Raw genomic sequence first — 18,656 nt, forward strand, 5'->3', positions numbered from 1 at the left:
TATGGTACAGCAACTTTCATGGAAAGTTGGCGGACAGCAGGGTGAGGGAATCGAAAGTACGGGAGAAATTTTTTCAACCGCTTTAAATCGATTAGGTTATTACTTATACGGCTATCGTCATTTTTCTTCTCGTATCAAAGGTGGACATACAAATAATAAGATTCGAGTGAGTACAACTCAAGTTCGATCTGTGTCAGATGATTTGGATATTTTAGTTGCGTTCGATCAGGAAACAATCGATGTAAACGTCCATGAGCTGCGCGCAGGAGGCGTTGTAATTGCAGATGCGAAATTTAACCCAAGTCTGCCCGAAACATGTACAACTGCTACGCTATATGCTGTTCCGTTTACGGAAATTGCAACGGAATTAGGAACGTCGCTAATGAAGAACATGGTTGCTGTAGGCGCTTCAAGTGCTGTGCTTCATATTGACACAGAAGTATTTGAAGAAGTAGTACTTGAAATCTTCGGTAAAAAGGGCCAAAAAGTTGTACAAAAAAACATGGAAGCTATTAAAAAAGGTGCAGATTACATTCGTGAACAGCTAGGCGAACAATTAGAAACAATGAAACTAGATCCAGCGGATGGTAAAAAACGTATGTTTATGATTGGAAACGATGCGATTGCGCTGGGTGCTTTAGCCGGTGGGGCTCGTTTTATGCCAGCATATCCAATTACTCCTGCTTCAGAAATCATGGAATACTTAATTAAAAAGCTTCCTCAATTTGGTGGAACCGTTATTCAAACAGAAGATGAAATCGCAGCATGTACGATGGCTATCGGAGCTAACTATGCAGGCGTACGTGCGCTGACAGCATCAGCTGGACCAGGTTTATCCTTAATGATGGAGTCGATTGGATTAGCAGGAATCACTGAGCAGCCTGTTGTGATTATAGATACTCAGCGCGGCGGGCCAAGTACAGGTCTTCCAACTAAGCAAGAACAGTCTGATTTAATGGCCATGATTTACGGTACGCACGGTGAAATTCCGAAGATCGTCATGGCGCCAAGTACGGTTGAAGAAGCATTCTACGATACGATTGAAGCGTTTAACTTAGCAGAAGAATATCAGTGCCCAGTTATTATGCTAACGGATTTACAGCTTTCACTTGGGAAGCAATCAGTAGAACCGCTTGACTATAATCGCGTTGAAATCCGCCGCGGTAAGCTTCAGCAAGGAGAGCTAGAAGAGCTGGAAGAAAAACAATACTACAAGCGCTACCGCGTAACAGAAGACGGCGTATCACCACGCGTCATTCCAGGAATGAAGCATGGCATTCATCACGTGACGGGAGTAGAACATGATGAGACAGGAAAGCCATCTGAATCTCCGGTGAACCGCGATGATCAAATGAATAAGCGTCTTCGTAAAACAAAAGGAATTCGTTTTAATACGCCAATTCATGTTCACTCTCATGAAAAAGAGTCTGATATTTTATTTGTTGGATTTAATTCGACGCGTGGAGTTATTGAAGAGGCAATGGGACGTTTGGAACAGGACGGTATAAAAGTAAATCACGCTCACATTCGTTTGATTCATCCGTTCCCAGCTGACGAACTGCTTCCTTACGTGCAAGGAGCTAAAAAAGTAGTCGTCGTTGAAAACAATGCTACTGGACAGCTTGCTAATATTTTAAAAATGAATATTGCAAGTCATGATAAAATTCAAAGCGTATTGAAGTATGATGGAAATCCATTTCTTCCGCAAGAAGTATACGCAAAAAGTAAGGAGATGTTTGTGTTAAATGGCAACGTTTAAAGATTTTCGTAACAGTGTAAAACCTAACTGGTGTCCGGGGTGTGGAGATTTCTCCGTACAGGCAGCCATTCAACGCGCATCTGCTAACGTAGGTTTAGAACCTCATGAGCTTGCTGTTATTTCAGGTATTGGATGTTCTGGACGTATCTCTGGTTATATTAATTCATATGGTTTTCATGGTATTCACGGACGTGCGCTTCCAATCGCTCAAGGTGTAAAAATGGCTAATCGTGACTTAACCGTTATCGCATCTGGCGGTGATGGAGATGGGTTTGCTATAGGTATGGGACACACGGTACATGCGATTCGCCGAAACATCGATGTAACGTATATCGTAATGGATAACCAAATCTATGGTTTAACAAAAGGACAAACATCTCCTCGCAGTGAAGTAGGATTCAAGACAAAAAGTACGCCTGAAGGATCAATCGAGTCGTCTTTATCTGTCATGGAGCTTGCGTTAACTTCTGGAGCAACGTTTGTGGCGCAAAGCTTTTCAACGAATTTAAAAGAGTTAACAAGCTTAATTGAACAAGGCATCCAGCATAAAGGTTTTTCCTTAATTAACGTATTTAGCCCGTGCGTAACGTATAACAAAGTGAACACGTATGATTGGTTTAAAGAAAACCTAACTAGTCTTAGCACAATTGAAGGTTATGATGCAAACAATCGTATGCAAGCTATGCAGACGTTAATGGAGCATAACGGCTTAGTAACAGGGCTTATTTATCAAAATGCGCATCAGCCGTCGTATCAGCAGCTTGTTCATGGTTATAGTGAAGAGCCGCTGTCAAAAGCAGACTTAGGTATGACTGAGGAAAAATTTGATGAGCTAGTAGCTGAATTTATGTAAAAGAGGCTGCAATAAAAGCAGTTTAGTAGAGGGAAAATCCGAACGGTGAACTGAGATTCTTGATGGAGAATCCAACTCGTTCGGATTTTTTCATAGTGATAGCGAACGTATGTTTCATGTAGGGAGTGGCTTCTAGCTGTTAATTGGAGAGCTAGGAGAAGGCTCATCGGCCGCTCGCCGAAAGAGAAGTTTTGCACAGAAATCAACAGCGGTGTAATAAGCGAGTTTCTATGAGCTCTTTTATCCCATTTGTTCGTCTCTAAAATAGATTAATTTAGTTATGTATCAATCTCTTTTTGTTATTTAATAAATGTTTCGAAAGTCGAAAGAAATTTTAACGAAACAGGTATAGAAAATAGGTATATGATTGTGTTCGCTACTTGAAAGTTATATACTATGTTAATGTGATGAGTTTTATGCATAAGCATAAGGCTGTCACATTTTTTTGCGATTTACAGGTGCAACGTGACAATTGTCATGGCGAAAGGAGATTTTTTTATGAACGAAAAACAACGTTTAGAAAGCAACCAAGTTAATCCAGCGGACAAAAAATCCGAAAAGGATTACAGTAAATATTTTCAAACAGTATACATGCCACCTTCTTTAAAAGATGCGAAAAAACGAGGGAAAGAAGAAGTTTCCTATCACAATGATTTTGCAATCGATGAACAGTTTCATGGAATGGGACAGGGACGTAAATTTTATATCCGTACGTACGGCTGTCAAATGAATGAGCACGATACAGAAGTAATGGCTGGTATTTTTCTAGGCCTTGGCTACGAGCCAACTGACTCTGTTGAAGATGCTCATGTTATTTTATTGAATACGTGTGCGATCCGTGAAAATGCGGAAAATAAAGTGTTTGGTGAATTAGGACACTTGAAGGCCTTAAAGCGCGAGCGCCCTGAGCTATTAATCGGCGTCTGCGGATGTATGTCTCAAGAAGAGTCAGTTGTAAATAAAATTTTACAAAAACATCAGCACGTGGATATGATTTTTGGTACACACAACATTCACCGTTTGCCTCACATTTTAAACGAAGCATACTTAGCAAAAGAAATGGTGATTGAAGTATGGTCTAAAGAAGGGGACGTTATTGAAAACCTTCCAAGAGCACGTAAAGGCAGCGTCAAAGCATGGGTTAACATCATGTACGGCTGTGACAAGTTCTGTACGTACTGTATCGTTCCGTATACGCGAGGAAAAGAACGAAGCCGCCGTCCAGAAGACATTATCCAAGAAGTACGTCACTTAGCTGCTCAAGGCTACAAAGAAATTACGCTTTTAGGTCAAAATGTTAATGCATATGGAAAAGATTTTGAAGACATAACGTACGGCCTAGGCGACTTAATGGACGAAATCCGTAAAATTGACGTTGCTCGTATCCGTTTTACAACAAGTCATCCTCGCGACTTTGATGACCGTTTAATTGAAGTTCTTGCTAAAGGCGGAAATCTTGTCGACCACATTCATTTGCCTGTTCAATCAGGAAGCAGTGATATCTTAAAAATTATGGCACGAAAATATTCTCGTGAACATTATTTAGAGCTTGTTCGTAAAATTAAAGAAGCCATTCCAACAGCATCATTAACAACTGATATTATTGTTGGTTTCCCAAATGAAACGGATGAGCAGTTTGAAGAAACAATGTCGCTATACCGTGAGGTTGAATTCGATAGTGCTTATACATTTATTTATTCACCTCGTGAAGGTACGCCAGCTGCTAAGATGCAAGACAACGTACCAATGGAAGTGAAAAAAGAGCGTCTTCAACGCTTAAATGCTCTTGTAAATGAAATTTCTGCAAAGAAATTGAAGGAATATGAAGGTAAAGTTGTCGAAGTATTAGTAGAAGGTGAAAGTAAAAATAATCCGGAAGTATTAGCAGGCTACACGGAAAAAAGTAAGCTTGTAAACTTCAAAGCACCTAAGTCAGTAATTGGGCAACTTGTAAAAGTAAAAGTTACAAAAGCCAAAACATGGACATTAAACGGGGAAATGGTAGAAGAAACAGCAGAGGTGAAGTAATATGGCGCAGTATAACAAGAGTGACGTAATTAAACGTGCTCAAGAGCTGGCAAAAATGATTGCTGAAACAGAAGAAGTAGATTTCTTCAAGCGTGCCGAAGCTCAGCTTAACGAAAATCAAAAAGTGCGTGAAACCATTGCAAGTATTAAAAGTTTGCAAAAACAAGCTGTTAATTTCCAACATTATGGTAAAACAGAAGCGTTAAAACAAGTGGAGGCAAAAATCGATCGTTTACAGGAAGAGCTGGATGAACTGCCGATTATTCAGCAGTTTCAAGAGTCTCAAATAAACGTGAATGATTTGCTTCAACTTGTTGCTAACACTATTTCAAACACAGTAACGGATGAAATTATTGTGTCAACAGATGGTGATTTACTGCGCGGTGAAACAGGTTCACAGGTGCGAAACAGCCCTGGATCTAGCTGCTCATAAAAAAAATGCCTCAGCAATTTGCTGAGGCATTTTTTTGTGCATCCCGTGGCATGAAAATTGGGCAGATTTTCTCTCTAATAATTGTCACGTTTTTCTATATCCTTGCATACAATGGAACATAGGTTTTTTATGCCTTAAACCTAGTTTCTTAAAAATAATGTGCAAACAAGTGAATGAGCCTGCATAGGATGAAATGAAGATAGTTTGAGGAGGGTATGCTCACATGTCACAACACTATAGAGAAATTATTACAAAAGCAGTCGTAGGTAAAGGTCGCAAGTTTACACAATCGTCTCATACGCTTGCACCGAAAAATCGACCAACAAGCATCTTAGGGTGCTGGGTGATTAACCATGAGTACAAAGCAAAGAAAAGCGGCAGCAATGTAGAAGTTGACGGCAGATATGATATTAACATCTGGTATTCGTACAATAATAATACAAAAACCGAAGTTTGGACGGAAACCGTATCATACAAAGATAATATTAAGCTGCGCTATAAAGACGAAGATTCGATTGGAGACGATTACGAAGTAATTGTTCGCGTGCTGCAGCAGCCAAATTGCCTAGAGTGCACAATTTCACCAAATGGCAATAAAACGATTGTTCAAGTAGAGAGAGAATTGTTGGCGGAAGTGATTGGCGAAACCAAGGTTTGTGTTGCAGTAAATCCGAAAGGCTGCGATGATGAAGACGAATTTGATTTAGACGTAGATGACGATGAATTTGAAGATTTGGATCCTGATTTTATATTAGGGGACGATGAGTAACTAGGAAGAAGTTCTTCCTAGTTTTTTTATTTTTACTATTTTAAGAAAATTCTTATAAAAATAAAAAAATATATTGCTTTTTGTCGAATCCGCAGTGTATAGTAAATCTAAAGAAAATAATGCATTAATTTTCAGAAAATTTAGTTATATCAGATAAGTATTTCTTGGGGGTTTACTATGAGCTTATTTCGTAAAAAATCAATTCAAACGTTAATTAGTGAAACCAACTCTAAAGGTGTTAAATTAAAAAAGGATTTAGGCGCTTTCGATTTAACAATGTTAGGAATTGGAGCTATTATCGGAACCGGAATTTTTGTATTAACGGGCGTAGCCGCCGCTGAACATGCCGGTCCAGCTTTAGTTATATCTTTCATTATGTCAGGACTTGCGTGTGTGTTTGCAGCTCTTTGTTATGCAGAGTTTGCCTCAACAGTTCCCGTTTCAGGAAGTGCATACACTTACAGTTATGCAACATTTGGTGAATTAATCGCTTGGATTTTAGGGTGGGATCTTATCTTGGAATACGGTCTTGCTTCTTCTGCTGTAGCTAGCGGATGGTCCGGGTATTTCCAAGGATTATTAGCAGGGTTTGGCATACATTTTCCAAAAGCTTTAACGAGTGCATATAATCCTGCAAACGGCACGTATATTGATATTCCAGCAATTATGATCGTATTTTTAATCACATTACTTTTAACGCAAGGAGTAAAAAAATCTTCACGTTTTAATGCTATCATGGTTATTATTAAACTGGCTGTTGTACTTCTGTTTATCGGGGTAGGAGTTAGCTATGTTAAACCAGAAAACTGGACGCCGTTTATGCCGTTTGGTTTCTCGGGAGTAGCGACAGGAGCAGCAACTGTATTCTTCGCCTACATTGGGTTTGATGCTGTAGCAACAGCGGCCGAGGAAGTACGCAAGCCTCAGCGGGATATGCCAATTGGAATTATCGCATCTCTTGCGATTTGTACAGTCCTTTATATCGTCGTATCGCTTATCTTAACAGGAATCGTACCTTATACAGAATTAAATGTTAAAAACCCTGTAGCATTTGCTTTAAGCTACATTAACCAAGACTGGGTAGCAGGATTTATTTCATTAGGCGCAATTGTTGGTATTACAACAGTACTACTCGTTATGATGTATGGACAAACTCGTTTATTTTATGCGATCAGTCGAGATGGTCTATTGCCAAAGCCTTTTTCAAAAATCAGTGAGAAAAAACAAACGCCAGTAGTAAATACGTGGATTACATGTTTACTAGTATCCATCTTCTCTGGTTTAGTACCATTAGGAAGATTAGCAGAATTAACAAACATCGGTACTCTTTTTGCTTTCATGACCGTATCAATTGGAATTTTATATTTGCGTAAATCAAAACAAACTTCAGAATCGACTGGTTTCCGCGTACCGTTCGTGCCGGTGATTCCAATTTTAGCTTTTGTGTTCTGTTTATACTTAGCACTTCAGCTTCCAAAGTTAACATGGATTAGTTTCGTAATTTGGCTTGTACTAGGGCTAGTGGTTTACTTCTTATACGGACGTAAGCATAGTCATTTGAACAGCAGTAAATAATAAAAAAGCTTCGGACAAGCTTCTTCCTTCGTCCGAAGCTTTTTTATTTGTTTTATAAAAAGAAATTGAAGATTGTTCTATTTGAATAAATTAAGTTTAAGAAAGACTTATGTTATAATACGTGTAGCAAAAACGCACAACTAGATGTGGTATGGAGGAATAGTATGGCAGCGTATACGCCAATGATACAGCAATATTTGAGAATTAAGGCAGAGTATCAAGATGCCTTTTTATTTTTTAGATTAGGTGATTTTTATGAAATGTTCTTTGAAGATGCTACGACAGCTTCTCAAGAACTTGAAATAACATTAACAAGCCGAGACGGAGGAGGACAAGAGAGAATTCCGATGTGCGGGGTTCCGTATCACTCTGCTCCTACGTATATCGAGCGTTTAATTGAAAAGGGATTTAAAGTAGCTATTTGTGAGCAAGTAGAAGACCCTAAGCATGCAAAAGGTGTTGTAAAGCGGGAAGTGGTGCAGGTGATTTCACCCGGAACACTGATGAACGAACGCGGACTGCATGAAAAGGAAAATAACTATATTTGTTCTGTTACTGCGTTCGAGGATCAAACGTTTGGTCTTGCTCTTTCTGATTTGTCTACAGGAGAAAACAGCGTAACGCTTGTTAGTTCGTTTCACGATATAGTCTCAGAGATTTATGCAAAAGAAGCAAAAGAAGTCGTTGTAAGCTCTGAGTTTCCTGCTGACTTATTACAAACACTAAAAGAGCGCATGACGATTACCATTTCTTATGAGAATAGTACAGAGCAAGTAGAAGGACTAGATTATTTAGTCGAGTCGCTTCAGCAGCAAAAGCTTATTACAACATTTGCGCGTATTCTTCAGTATTTAACTCGCACGCAGAAGCGTTCGCTTGAACACTTACAGCCCGTGCAGTTTTATCAAATCAATGAATATATGAAAATTGATTTGTTCTCTAAGCGAAACTTAGAGTTAACCGAAACGATTCGTTCAAAAGGAAAGAAAGGCTCGCTTCTATGGTTATTAGACCAGACCGTTACGGCAATGGGCGGCCGTTTATTAAAAAATTGGATTGATCGTCCGCTTTTAAAACAAGCGGATATTGATAATCGTTTGAATATGGTAGATGTCTTAATGAAACAGTTTTTTGAACGAGAAGAACTGCGTGAGTTGCTAAAAGACGTATATGATTTAGAACGCTTAGCTGGTCGAGTCGCTTTTGGTAATGTAAATGCTCGTGATTTAATTCAATTAAAAAAATCATTGCAAAATGTGCCTCATATCCAAGAGGTTGTGAATCGTTTGAATCATCCTTATGCGACAAAGCTTGTTGAAGACATTGATCCTTGTGAGCGATTAGCTAATCTTCTTGAAAGAGGATTAAAAGAGCACCCTCCTTTGTCAATTAAAGAAGGAGACATTATTAATGACGGCTATCATGCACAGCTTGATCAATACCGAGATGCAAGCCGAAACGGAAAAACGTGGATTGCGTCACTTGAACAGCAAGAGCGTGAGAAAACAGGGATTCGCTCACTGAAAATTGGTTATAATCGCGTGTTCGGCTATTATATAGAAGTAACTCGGGCAAATTTGCATCTTTTGCCTGAAGGAATGTATGAACGAAAACAGACGTTAACCAATGCAGAACGTTTTATTACGCCTGAGCTGAAAGAAAAAGAAGCGCTGATCTTAGAAGCGGAAGAGAAAATTGTAGAGCTGGAATATGAATTGTTTTTACAAATCCGTGAAGAAGTAAAAGCATATATTCCAAGGCTGCAAGAACTCGCTAAAAAAGTAAGTGAGCTTGACGTACTGCAGTGCTTTGCAAAAATCAGTGAAGAACGCCATTACACGAAGCCTATTTTTTCAAGTGAAGATATTTCGATTCAAAATGGACGCCATCCAGTGGTAGAAAAAGTAATGAATTCGCAGGAATATGTGCCAAACGACTGTCAAATGACGGATGATAGTTCAATTTTACTGATTACAGGACCCAATATGTCTGGTAAAAGTACGTACATGCGCCAGGTCGCTTTAACGGCGATACTAGCTCAAATTGGCTGTTTTGTGCCAGCAGACGAAGCGGTTCTGCCGATTTTTGATCAAGTATTTACACGTATCGGAGCAGCCGATGACTTAATTTCAGGTCAAAGTACGTTTATGGTCGAGATGCTAGAAACGAAAAATGCAGTGACAAATGCCACTCAGTCGAGTCTAATTCTATTAGATGAAATTGGACGCGGCACGTCTACGTATGACGGAATGGCTCTTGCTCAAGCAATTATTGAATACGTTCATGAACATATTGGCTGTAAGACCCTATTTTCTACTCATTATCATGAATTAACCGTACTCGATGAGTCGCTTCCTGCGCTTAAAAATGTTCATGTAAGCGCGGTTGAAAAAAATGGGAAAGTCGTCTTTTTACACAAAATCAAAGATGGTGCTGCAGACAAAAGTTATGGTATTCACGTAGCGGAACTAGCAGAACTTCCAGATCCGCTTCTAGAGCGAGCTCGCGTCATCTTACAAGATTTAGAACAATCTTCTGAGCGTGAGCCTGTACGTCAGGCTCTAAAAAGAGAAGAGATGACACAACAAGTTTCACAAGAAGGTGCTTCTTTGGTTCAAGAAGAACGTGCAGATAGTAAAAAAGCAGATGAAGCCAATCAGCTTTCGTTCTTTGAAATAGAAGAAAAAAAAGAAAAGCCTGCGCTTTCGAAACGGGAAAAAGCAATTATAGATCGTTTAAAAGAGCTGGATATTTTAGAAATGACGCCTTTAGACGCAATGAATGCGATGTATGAACTACAAAAATCATTAAAGAAGAAATAGAGTGAGAGGAGTGAGTCTGTGGGTAAAATTGTGCAGCTTTCAGACGAACTTTCAAATAAAATTGCTGCCGGAGAGGTTGTTGAACGACCTGCTTCGGTGGTGAAAGAACTAGTCGAAAATGCTATTGATGCAAACAGTACAGTTATTGAAATAGAGCTAGAAGAAGCTGGGCTTTCAAAAATTCGTATATTGGATAATGGAGACGGCATTGCTTCTGAAGACTGCTTGACCGCTTTTAAAAGACATGCGACAAGTAAAATCAAAACAGAACAAGATTTATTTCGAATTCGAACGTTAGGATTTCGCGGTGAAGCTTTGCCAAGTATTGCTTCAGTTTCAATGCTTGAACTCAAAACGAGTACGGGAGAAGAAGCCGGCACTCACCTTAAACTTAGAGGCGGGGAAATCGTTCATCACGAATTAACGTCAAGCCGAAAAGGTACCGAACTTGTTATTGAAAACTTATTTTTCAACACACCTGCACGTTTGAAATATATGAAGACGGTAAACACGGAGCTTGGTAACGTAACGGATGTCGTCAATCGCCTTGCGATGTCTCATCCTGAAGTTTCAATTCGGCTGATGCATCAAGGAAGACAGCTTCTGTATACGAACGGAAGCGGAGATGTGCGCCAAGTGCTTGCCGCTATTTATGGAATGGCAGTAGCCAAAAAGATGATTCCGATTAACGTTCAGTCACTTGATTATGAAGTGAATGGTTACGTCGCTCTTCCTGAAATTACAAGAGCTTCTCGCAACTATATGTCCACCATTATTAACGGTCGGTTTGTTAAAAACTACGGGCTGTTAAAAGCGGTACAGCAGGGCTATCATACCCTTTTACCTATCGGCCGTTTTCCAATCGTGTTTTTAACCATTACAATGGACCCTTTGTTAGTGGACGTGAATGTTCATCCAGCGAAACTAGAAGTGCGCTTAAGTAAAGAAGCGGAGCTGTTTGAGCTTATTGAACAAGGAGTGAAAGCTGCTTTTAAAAAGCAGCAGTTAATTCCGGATGCTGTAGTACCAACTAAGTCAAAATCTGCTGTTCAGCCAACTGAGCAGCAGACCTTTACATTTGATCATCAGTCTAAAACGTCTGGCTATCAGCCCTCTAATACGGTTCGCGAGCCTAGTTTTAAGGAGGCTCCTGCTCGTGTAGACGAGATTATGCCGCCTGTTAAAACAGAGGTCATACGTCAAGATGAAGAACTTGAACCAACGTTTCGAGAAATAGAACACTATGAAGAATCGGTGGAAGAAAACGCTCCTATTCCAGAACCGAACCATTCAGCCAAAGAGCAGCCAGAACCGCGTGTTCCTGCGATGTACCCAATTGGTCAAATGCACGGAACGTATATTTTGGCACAAAATGAAAAAGGATTATTTATTATTGATCAGCACGCGGCGCAGGAGAGAATTAAGTACGAATATTTTAAGCGAAAGCTTGGAGAAGTAGATTCAGAAGTTCAAGAACTGCTTATGCCGCTTACGCTAGAGTTCTCGGGAAATGAAGCCTTGATTTTAGAAGAATACAAAGACATGCTTGCTGAAGTAGGAGTCTTCTTAGAACCGTTTGGACAAAACTCCTATATAGTTCGTTCGCATCCGCAGTGGTTTCCAAAAGGAGAGGAACAGGAAACTATTGAAGAAATGATTCAGCAAATCTTTACGATGAAACGAGTCAATATCGAAAAGTTACGAGAAGAAGCGGCTATTATGATGAGCTGCAAAGGATCGATTAAAGCGAATCATCATTTGCGAAACGATGAGATTTTTGCTTTACTTGAAACATTGAGAAAAACTACGGATCCATTTACGTGTCCGCACGGACGACCAATTATTATTCATCATTCGACGTATGAAATGGAAAAAATGTTTAAGCGAGTGATGTAGGCAATGCGGCTAGCTGCAGCTAGCCGTTTTGTTGAATAAATCATGGCCATTTGGATAAAATGGAATGATGTGAATGCCTATAGATGAAAGTAGTGTTGTTATGATGGGAGAGAAACCAAAACTTATTGTCATTATTGGACCAACTGCGGTTGGTAAAACAAAATTGAGCATTGAACTTGCTAAACAGTTAGACGGAGAGATTATTTCAGGTGATTCCATGCAAATTTATAAAGGGATGGATATCGGAACTGCCAAAGTGTCAGAAGAAGAGATGCAGGGTATTCCCCATTACCTGATCGATATTAAGGAGCCAGATGAATCGTTTTCTGTGGCAGAATTTCAAGAGATTGTAAGAAAACAAATCGATGATATTCACGCTAGAGGAAAAATGCCGATGATTGTTGGAGGGACGGGTCTTTATATTCAATCCGTTATTTATGATTATCAGTTCACAGAAACTCCTAGTGATGAAAGAGTTCGTGAACGAATGGAAGTATTTATTAAAGCTCATGGCATTGATCCCCTGTATGAAAAGCTAAAAGAGATTGATCCAGACAGTGCAGCTGCTATCCATAAAAACAACCATCGCCGTGTAATCAGAGCGCTTGAAGTTTATGAAGTAACCGGCAAAAAATTCAGTGACTATACAAAAGAACAGTCGCAAGAGTTATTATATGACGTAAGCATTATTGGACTTACAATGGATAGAGACGTATTATATGAGAGAATTAATCAACGAGTCGATATAATGATGCAGGCTGGACTGCTTGATGAAGTCAAATCATTGTACGAAAGTGGTCTGCATGATGTACAATCAATTCAAGCTATCGGCTACAAAGAGCTGTATGCTTATTTTGAAGGACGCTGCACGCTCGAAGAGGCCGTTGAACAGTTGAAACAAAATTCACGCAGATATGCAAAGCGTCAGTTAACGTGGTTTCGGAATAAAATGCCTGTAAAATGGATAGAGATGGAAGTTGACAAATTTCCCGAAAAGTTTGCTGAAATTTTTACATATATTGCAGGAAAGCTGAAGAAAGAAGCGAATTAAGTAAACAGATAGAGAAACGAGGAGGCCGAATAATGAAACAATCAGTTAATATTCAAGACCAATTTTTAAATCAATTACGTAAAGAAAATATCTATGTGACGGTATTTCTTTTAAATGGTTTTCAATTAAGAGGACTAATTAAAGGATTTGATAACTTTACTGTGTTAATTGAATCTGAAGGAAAACAGCAGCTGATTTATAAACATGCGATTTCGACATTTGTACCAAATAAAAATATTACAGTAGAACTTGAATAGAGACTAAAGAGAAGCATCCGCATATTCGGATGCTTTTTTTATGCAAATGAAGGCTTAAAAAAGTTTCTTAACATTGTTTTTACTCATCGAACATAAACCTTATAATAGACGATTATTTCTTCGGTAATAAGAGATCATTGTCTTCGTATCGTTCATCGCATGCAGCTATGCGATACAGAGAAGTGGGATGAAACGAGAGGTGAACATGGTGGAGCAGCCGATAACTCTTAAAAATAATGGGCAAATTAATATCATTTTAAATAATGAAACAAAAAAGGAAAAATCGTATACGACATCAATTCCGCGTCCTGCCAAAAAAGCTGTCATAAATCATGAGCCGCTTCGGGAAATTGAACGAGAAATGAGCGGACTGGTTGGAATGGAAGAATTGAAAAAAATGATAAAAGAAATATATGCGTGGTTATATATTAACAAAAAAAGAGAGGAACAGGGCTTAAAAGCGGGAAAGCAGGCGCTGCATATGATGTTTAAAGGAAATCCAGGAACAGGGAAAACGACGGTAGCCCGCCTGCTAGGTAAATTATTTTTGAATATGAACATCTTGTCTAAAGGACATTTAATTGAAGCAGAGCGGGCAGATTTAGTGGGAGAATACATTGGTCATACCGCTCAGAAAACGAGAGATCTTGTAAAAAAAGCGCTTGGAGGTATTTTATTTATTGATGAGGCTTATTCTCTTGCAAGAGGGGGAGAAAAAGATTTTGGAAAAGAAGCAATTGATACATTGGTCAAACATATGGAAGATTCAAATGATAAGTTTGTATTGATTTTAGCTGGTTATCCAAGAGAAATGGAAAATTTCTTAAGTCTTAATCCAGGGCTACGCTCTAGGTTTCCGTTTATTTTTGATTTTCCAGATTATGATGTAAATGAACTGATGGACATTGCCGGTCACATGATGAATGACAGGCAGTATCAGTTTAGTACAGAGGCCTATAAAAAGCTAAAAGATCATTTTATGGACGTGAAGTACAATCAGACGCCTAGGGATTTTAGTAACGGTCGATATGTGCGAAACATTATCGAACGTTCCATACGTACTCAATCCATGAGGCTTTTAGAAGAAGAAAGCTTTGAGCGCAACGAGCTTCTAACTTTAACGTCAAGCGATATTCAGCTGTGAAAAAAAGCCTTTCGTTACGAAAGGCTTTTTTTCTACATGTTTGGTTGTCGAATCGTTTTGATCGGCAGGCGCCATTTGTAAATATATGAACACATCCGAAGACCTACAAGTAAGATAAATAACGTATAAAGTTCTATAGGCGTATTTGTAATATGCAGCCCTACGCTAAATCCTGCGATAATCGCCCATACCGCATAAATTTCATCTTTAAGCACAGTAGGCTTTCGGCGTGCTAATAAATCTCGGATAATTCCCCCGCCGCTTCCTGTTAAGACCGCAGCTACAATAACCGCGCTAAGCGGATGGTTCATATGAGTAGCATAAAGCGCTCCTTGAATCGCGAATGCTGCAAGGCCAATGGCGTCCGAAAAGTTTCCCCATCGCTTCCAATGTTTTAAGATATTGTTTGGAAATAAAAAAGTGGCCGTGATAGATAATAAAGCAATCTGAAAAAAGAGTCCTTGTTCCCAAAGGGCAGACACCGGTATACCGATAAGCAGGTTTCGAATGGCTCCTCCGCCAAAAGCCGTTACGATTCCCAGTATGTAAACGCCTAAAATATCATACTCCTCTTCCATGGCAATGAAAGCCCCGCTGATTGCAAAGGCAATCGTTCCAATAATGCTAAGTACGTCCCAAGTCATGATGCTATCCCCTTTATTCTGTTTTCACCAAGTAGCGACTATTATTTTAAAATCAGGCAGCCTGATTCAAATTTCGATAAGTAAACCAACTCAAATTGTATACAGAATTTCGTGATATTTCAATGTTTTTTTAATCATCGTTTTATAGATTTTAAAAAGGGTGTTAAACTAGTAAAAGACAATGTATTCTGTCTCTTTTGCAAAGATGGAGAAATGGACATTTTTTTGATATGATATGAATGATTTGTCAATTTAATAGTAAGGGAAGGAAAAATCTTTGACAGCAGAAATGAATACTGAACTTGAACGCGTAATTTTAGTCGGATGTCAGCTTCATGACGATGACGAACGTTTTGAATATTCAATGGATGAGCTAGCATCTTTAACTGAGACTGCAAAAGGCGAAGTGCTGGTAAGGTTAACGCAAAAGCGCGATCGCATTCATCCAGCTACTTATATTGGAAAAGGGAAAGTAGAAGAACTTGTGGCTCTTGAAGAAGAGTTAGAGCCTGATTTAATTGTATTTAATGATGAATTGTCACCGAGTCAAATCCGCAATTTGTCAGCAGGGTTATCTGCGCGTGTTATTGACCGTACGCAGCTGATTTTGGATATCTTCGCACAGCGTGCTCAAACGCGAGAAGGAAAAATGCAGGTGGAACTTGCTCAATTAAATTATCTGCTACCTAGGTTAGTAGGACAAGGTACCGCTTTGTCGCGTCTTGGAGGCGGAATTGGAACAAGAGGTCCTGGTGAAACGAAACTTGAAAGTGACCGCAGACATATTCGCCGTAAAATTGATGAAATTAAGCGTCAGCTAAAGACAGTGGTAAGTCACCGCGAACGTTATCGAGAAAGGCGTAAGCGTAATCATGTCTATCAAATTGCAATTGTGGGCTATACGAACGCTGGTAAATCGACGATCTTTAACCGTTTAACAGAGGCGGGTATTTTTGAAGAAAATCAGCTGTTTGCAACTCTTGATCCAACGACAAGACAGTATACACTTCCGTCAGGACTAACGGCTCTGTTAACGGATACGGTTGGATTTATTCAAGATCTTCCAACAACGTTAGTAGCCGCGTTCCGTTCAACACTTGAAGAAGTAACCGAAGCTGACCTTGTTCTGCACGTGGTAGATTCATCTAATCCAGATTACAACAACCACGAAAAAACAGTGCATCGCTTACTAGAAGAGCTGAACGTAACGGACATTCCGATGCTGACAGTTTACAATAAAGAAGATATGCAGCATGAACTATTTGTCCCATCCGCTTCGACATCTTTATCAATGAGCGCTTTTAAAGCTACTGATTTAGTGAAGCTTGGAGAAAGAATTCAAGAAGAAATGAAAAAAGAAATGGCGTTTTTTCATGTGCTGCTGCCGGCTTATGAAGGAAAAATGCTCGCTGAACTCAAAACGGTCTCTATTCTTGAGTCGTTAAAATTCAATGAAGAAACTGAGAAGTATCAGTGCAAAGGGTATATTGCAAAAGAGCATCCCCTGTACAAAAAGCTACAAACGCTTGAAGAAAGTTGAGGAACAAAGAAATGATGTTTGATCAGTTAAAAAACGGGGCACGCATTCGGGAACTTGCTGCAAAAGTAGAAAAACAAATTAAGCCTGTACATGAGAAAATTGACGAGCGTATTGAAGCAAATCAATTTCGGGTGCTGCAAAGCTTTCAGCAAAATCGAGTGAGTGATTCACATTTTAATCCGACAACGGGGTATGGATATGACGATCTAGGCCGCGATACGTTGGAGAAAGTATACGCGGACGTTTTTGGAACAGAAGCTTGTCTGGTGCGTCCGCAAATTATTTCAGGTACGCACGCAATTGGCATATCGCTGTTTGGTGTACTGCGTCCTGGAGATGAACTATTATATATAACTGGAAAGCCTTATGACACCCTTGAAGAAATTGTTGGTATACGAGGAAGCGGCGTAGGCTCTTTAAAAGAATATAATATTAGCTATAAATCAGTAGATTTAACAGCGCAAGGTCAAGTGGATTTTGAAGAAGTGAAAGCGTCTATTCATGAGCACACAAAGATGATAGGCATTCAGCGCTCAAAAGGTTACGGCATTCGCCCTTCTTTTACAGTCGCGCAAATAAAAGAAATGATTTCTTTTGTAAAGAGTATTAAGCCTGATGTTATAGTATTTGTCGATAACTGCTACGGTGAATTTGTAGAAACAATCGAGCCAACGCATGTAGGAGCAGATTTGATGGCGGGGTCGCTCATTAAGAATCCTGGTGGAGGTCTTGCTAAAATCGGCGGCTATATTGCAGGACGAAAAGACCTAGTGGAAGCTTGTTCATATCGAATGACAACTCCTGGAATCGGTGCAGAAGCTGGAGCGACGCTGTATAGCTTGCAAGAAATGTATCAAGGTTTCTTTTTGGCTCCGCACGTAGTCGGTCAAGCATTAAAAGGAGCGGTTTTCTCATCCGCTATGTTCGAAGAGCTAGGGATGCAAAGTGAACCGAAGTGGAACAGTGAACGAACGGATTTAATTCAATCCGTGCAGTTCGATGACCGCGATAAAATGGTTTCTTTTTGTCAGGCTATTCAATTTGCTTCGCCAATTAATTCACACGTAACGGCCTATCCTGCTTATATGCCAGGGTATGAAGATGATGTGATTATGGCAGCTGGAACGTTTATACAAGGAGCAAGCCTTGAGCTGACGGCAGATGGACCTATCAGGCCTCCTTATGTCGCTTACGTGCAGGGCGGGTTAACGTATGCTCACGTAAAAGTAGCAATATGCATGGCAGTAGATCAAATGCTGACGAAAGAACTTTTATAAAATATAAGATAGAAAGACTATTTTCTCCCCGCTAAGAAAGAAAAGATAGGCTTATAAAAATAAACGAAATGCTATTTATTTGTATAGAAGAAATGTTCAGAAAAATTTATGTTAGAATTACTAACATTCGGTTGACAGGTGAACTAACATATCATACAATGTAAATAGTTAATCCAAAGGAGGAACTGAAATGAGTGACAACATTCGAAGAAATACGCCACTTTTCCCAATTGGAATTGTGATGCAGTTAACTGAGTTGTCGGCTCGCCAAATTCGCTACTATGAAGAACATGAATTAGTTGCACCAGTAAGAACAGAGGGAAATCGACGATTATTCTCATTTAACGATGTTGATAAGCTGCTTGAAATCCGTGATCTTATTGAACAAGGTGTAAACTTAGCAGGTGTAAAGCAGCTGTTTCATCTTCAAAAGGAGCAAAAAGGGCATAAGCAAGAAGAAAAAGTTGTGGCAGCAACAGCAAAGCCAGAATTAACGGACGATGAATTGCGAAAAATGCTTCGTGCAGAACTTATGCAAGCAGGCCGTTTTAATCGAGCAACTTTAAATCAAGGAGATATGTCCAGGTTCTTTCATTAATAAAGTTATC

At 39.5% G+C, this 18,656-nt stretch carries 15 protein-coding genes; 14 read left to right on the top strand and 1 reads right to left on the bottom strand.

The features are described from left to right. The first annotated feature begins 1 nt into the window (after position 1). The 11 genes from AC1DEF_RS03960 (at position 2) to spoVK (ending at position 14,587) form a co-directional block, all read left to right on the top strand. Positions 2-1,759, top strand: a complete 1,758-nt coding sequence (locus AC1DEF_RS03960; RefSeq protein ID WP_097824485.1) for a 2-oxoacid:acceptor oxidoreductase subunit alpha — start codon at positions 2-4, stop codon at positions 1,757-1,759. Then, positions 1,746-2,612: a 2-oxoacid:ferredoxin oxidoreductase subunit beta gene (locus AC1DEF_RS03965; protein WP_013058799.1), complete on the top strand. Its 867-nt coding sequence runs from the start codon at positions 1,746-1,748 to the stop codon at positions 2,610-2,612. Before AC1DEF_RS03960 ends, AC1DEF_RS03965 begins: the two co-directional genes overlap by 14 nt. A 498-nt stretch (positions 2,613-3,110) precedes the next feature. Continuing rightward, complete coding sequence (gene miaB, locus AC1DEF_RS03970) at positions 3,111-4,640, top strand: tRNA (N6-isopentenyl adenosine(37)-C2)-methylthiotransferase MiaB (protein WP_013084741.1); 1,530 nt, start codon at positions 3,111-3,113, stop codon at positions 4,638-4,640. A 1-nt stretch (position 4,641) separates the two neighbouring features. Beyond that, positions 4,642-5,073, top strand: coding sequence for a YlbF/YmcA family competence regulator (locus AC1DEF_RS03975; protein ID WP_013058797.1), 432 nt, complete (start codon positions 4,642-4,644; stop codon positions 5,071-5,073). Between the two features lie 223 nt (positions 5,074-5,296). Next, positions 5,297-5,842 (top strand): outer spore coat protein CotE, encoded by a 546-nt coding sequence (locus AC1DEF_RS03980; RefSeq protein ID WP_013058796.1) that lies wholly within the window; start codon positions 5,297-5,299, stop codon positions 5,840-5,842. Between the two features lie 177 nt (positions 5,843-6,019). Then, positions 6,020-7,417, top strand: a complete 1,398-nt coding sequence (locus AC1DEF_RS03985; protein ID WP_013084740.1) for an amino acid permease — start codon at positions 6,020-6,022, stop codon at positions 7,415-7,417. A 164-nt stretch (positions 7,418-7,581) separates the two neighbouring features. Continuing rightward, a complete protein-coding gene (gene mutS, locus AC1DEF_RS03990; RefSeq protein WP_097824484.1) occupies positions 7,582-10,239 on the top strand; it encodes a DNA mismatch repair protein MutS in 2,658 nt (885 codons plus the stop codon). Between the two features lie 18 nt (positions 10,240-10,257). Further along, positions 10,258-12,135 carry a DNA mismatch repair endonuclease MutL gene (gene mutL, locus AC1DEF_RS03995; protein ID WP_097824483.1) on the top strand — a complete coding sequence of 626 codons (1,878 nt, stop codon included), beginning with the start codon at positions 10,258-10,260 and terminating at the stop codon, positions 12,133-12,135. 103 nt (positions 12,136-12,238) lie between these two features. Next, a complete protein-coding gene (gene miaA / locus AC1DEF_RS04000) occupies positions 12,239-13,186 on the top strand; it encodes a tRNA (adenosine(37)-N6)-dimethylallyltransferase MiaA (protein ID WP_097824725.1) in 948 nt (315 codons plus the stop codon). A 32-nt stretch (positions 13,187-13,218) separates the two neighbouring features. Then, positions 13,219-13,443, top strand: coding sequence for an RNA chaperone Hfq (gene hfq / locus AC1DEF_RS04005; RefSeq protein ID WP_013058791.1), 225 nt, complete (start codon positions 13,219-13,221; stop codon positions 13,441-13,443). 187 nt (positions 13,444-13,630) lie between these two features. Next, positions 13,631-14,587, top strand: a complete 957-nt coding sequence (gene spoVK, locus AC1DEF_RS04010) for a stage V sporulation protein K (RefSeq protein WP_016765353.1) — start codon at positions 13,631-13,633, stop codon at positions 14,585-14,587. Positions 14,588-14,619: 32 nt separating this feature from the next. Here the strand turns inward: spoVK and AC1DEF_RS04015 are convergent, their stop codons facing one another. Further along, entirely contained in the window at positions 14,620-15,231 is a 612-nt protein-coding gene (locus tag AC1DEF_RS04015) for a trimeric intracellular cation channel family protein (protein WP_097824482.1), read from the bottom strand. A 277-nt stretch (positions 15,232-15,508) separates the two neighbouring features. Here AC1DEF_RS04015 and hflX point away from each other — a divergent pair, with 277 nt between their 5' ends. The 3 genes from hflX to AC1DEF_RS04030 all read left to right on the top strand — a co-directional run bounded on the left by hflX (position 15,509) and on the right by AC1DEF_RS04030 (position 18,646). Then, the gene (gene hflX, locus AC1DEF_RS04020; protein WP_016765352.1) at positions 15,509-16,771 is read left to right on the top strand and encodes a GTPase HflX; all 1,263 of its coding nucleotides are present in this window, start codon (positions 15,509-15,511) and stop codon (positions 16,769-16,771) included. A gap of 14 nt (positions 16,772-16,785) precedes the next feature. Then, complete coding sequence (locus tag AC1DEF_RS04025; protein ID WP_025750257.1) at positions 16,786-18,048, top strand: methionine gamma-lyase family protein; 1,263 nt, start codon at positions 16,786-16,788, stop codon at positions 18,046-18,048. Positions 18,049-18,238: 190 nt separating this feature from the next. Then, complete coding sequence (locus AC1DEF_RS04030; protein ID WP_013058786.1) at positions 18,239-18,646, top strand: MerR family transcriptional regulator; 408 nt, start codon at positions 18,239-18,241, stop codon at positions 18,644-18,646. Positions 18,647-18,656: the final 10 nt, after the last annotated feature.

The sequence above is a fragment of the Priestia sp. 10L35 genome, from assembly GCF_056395685.1.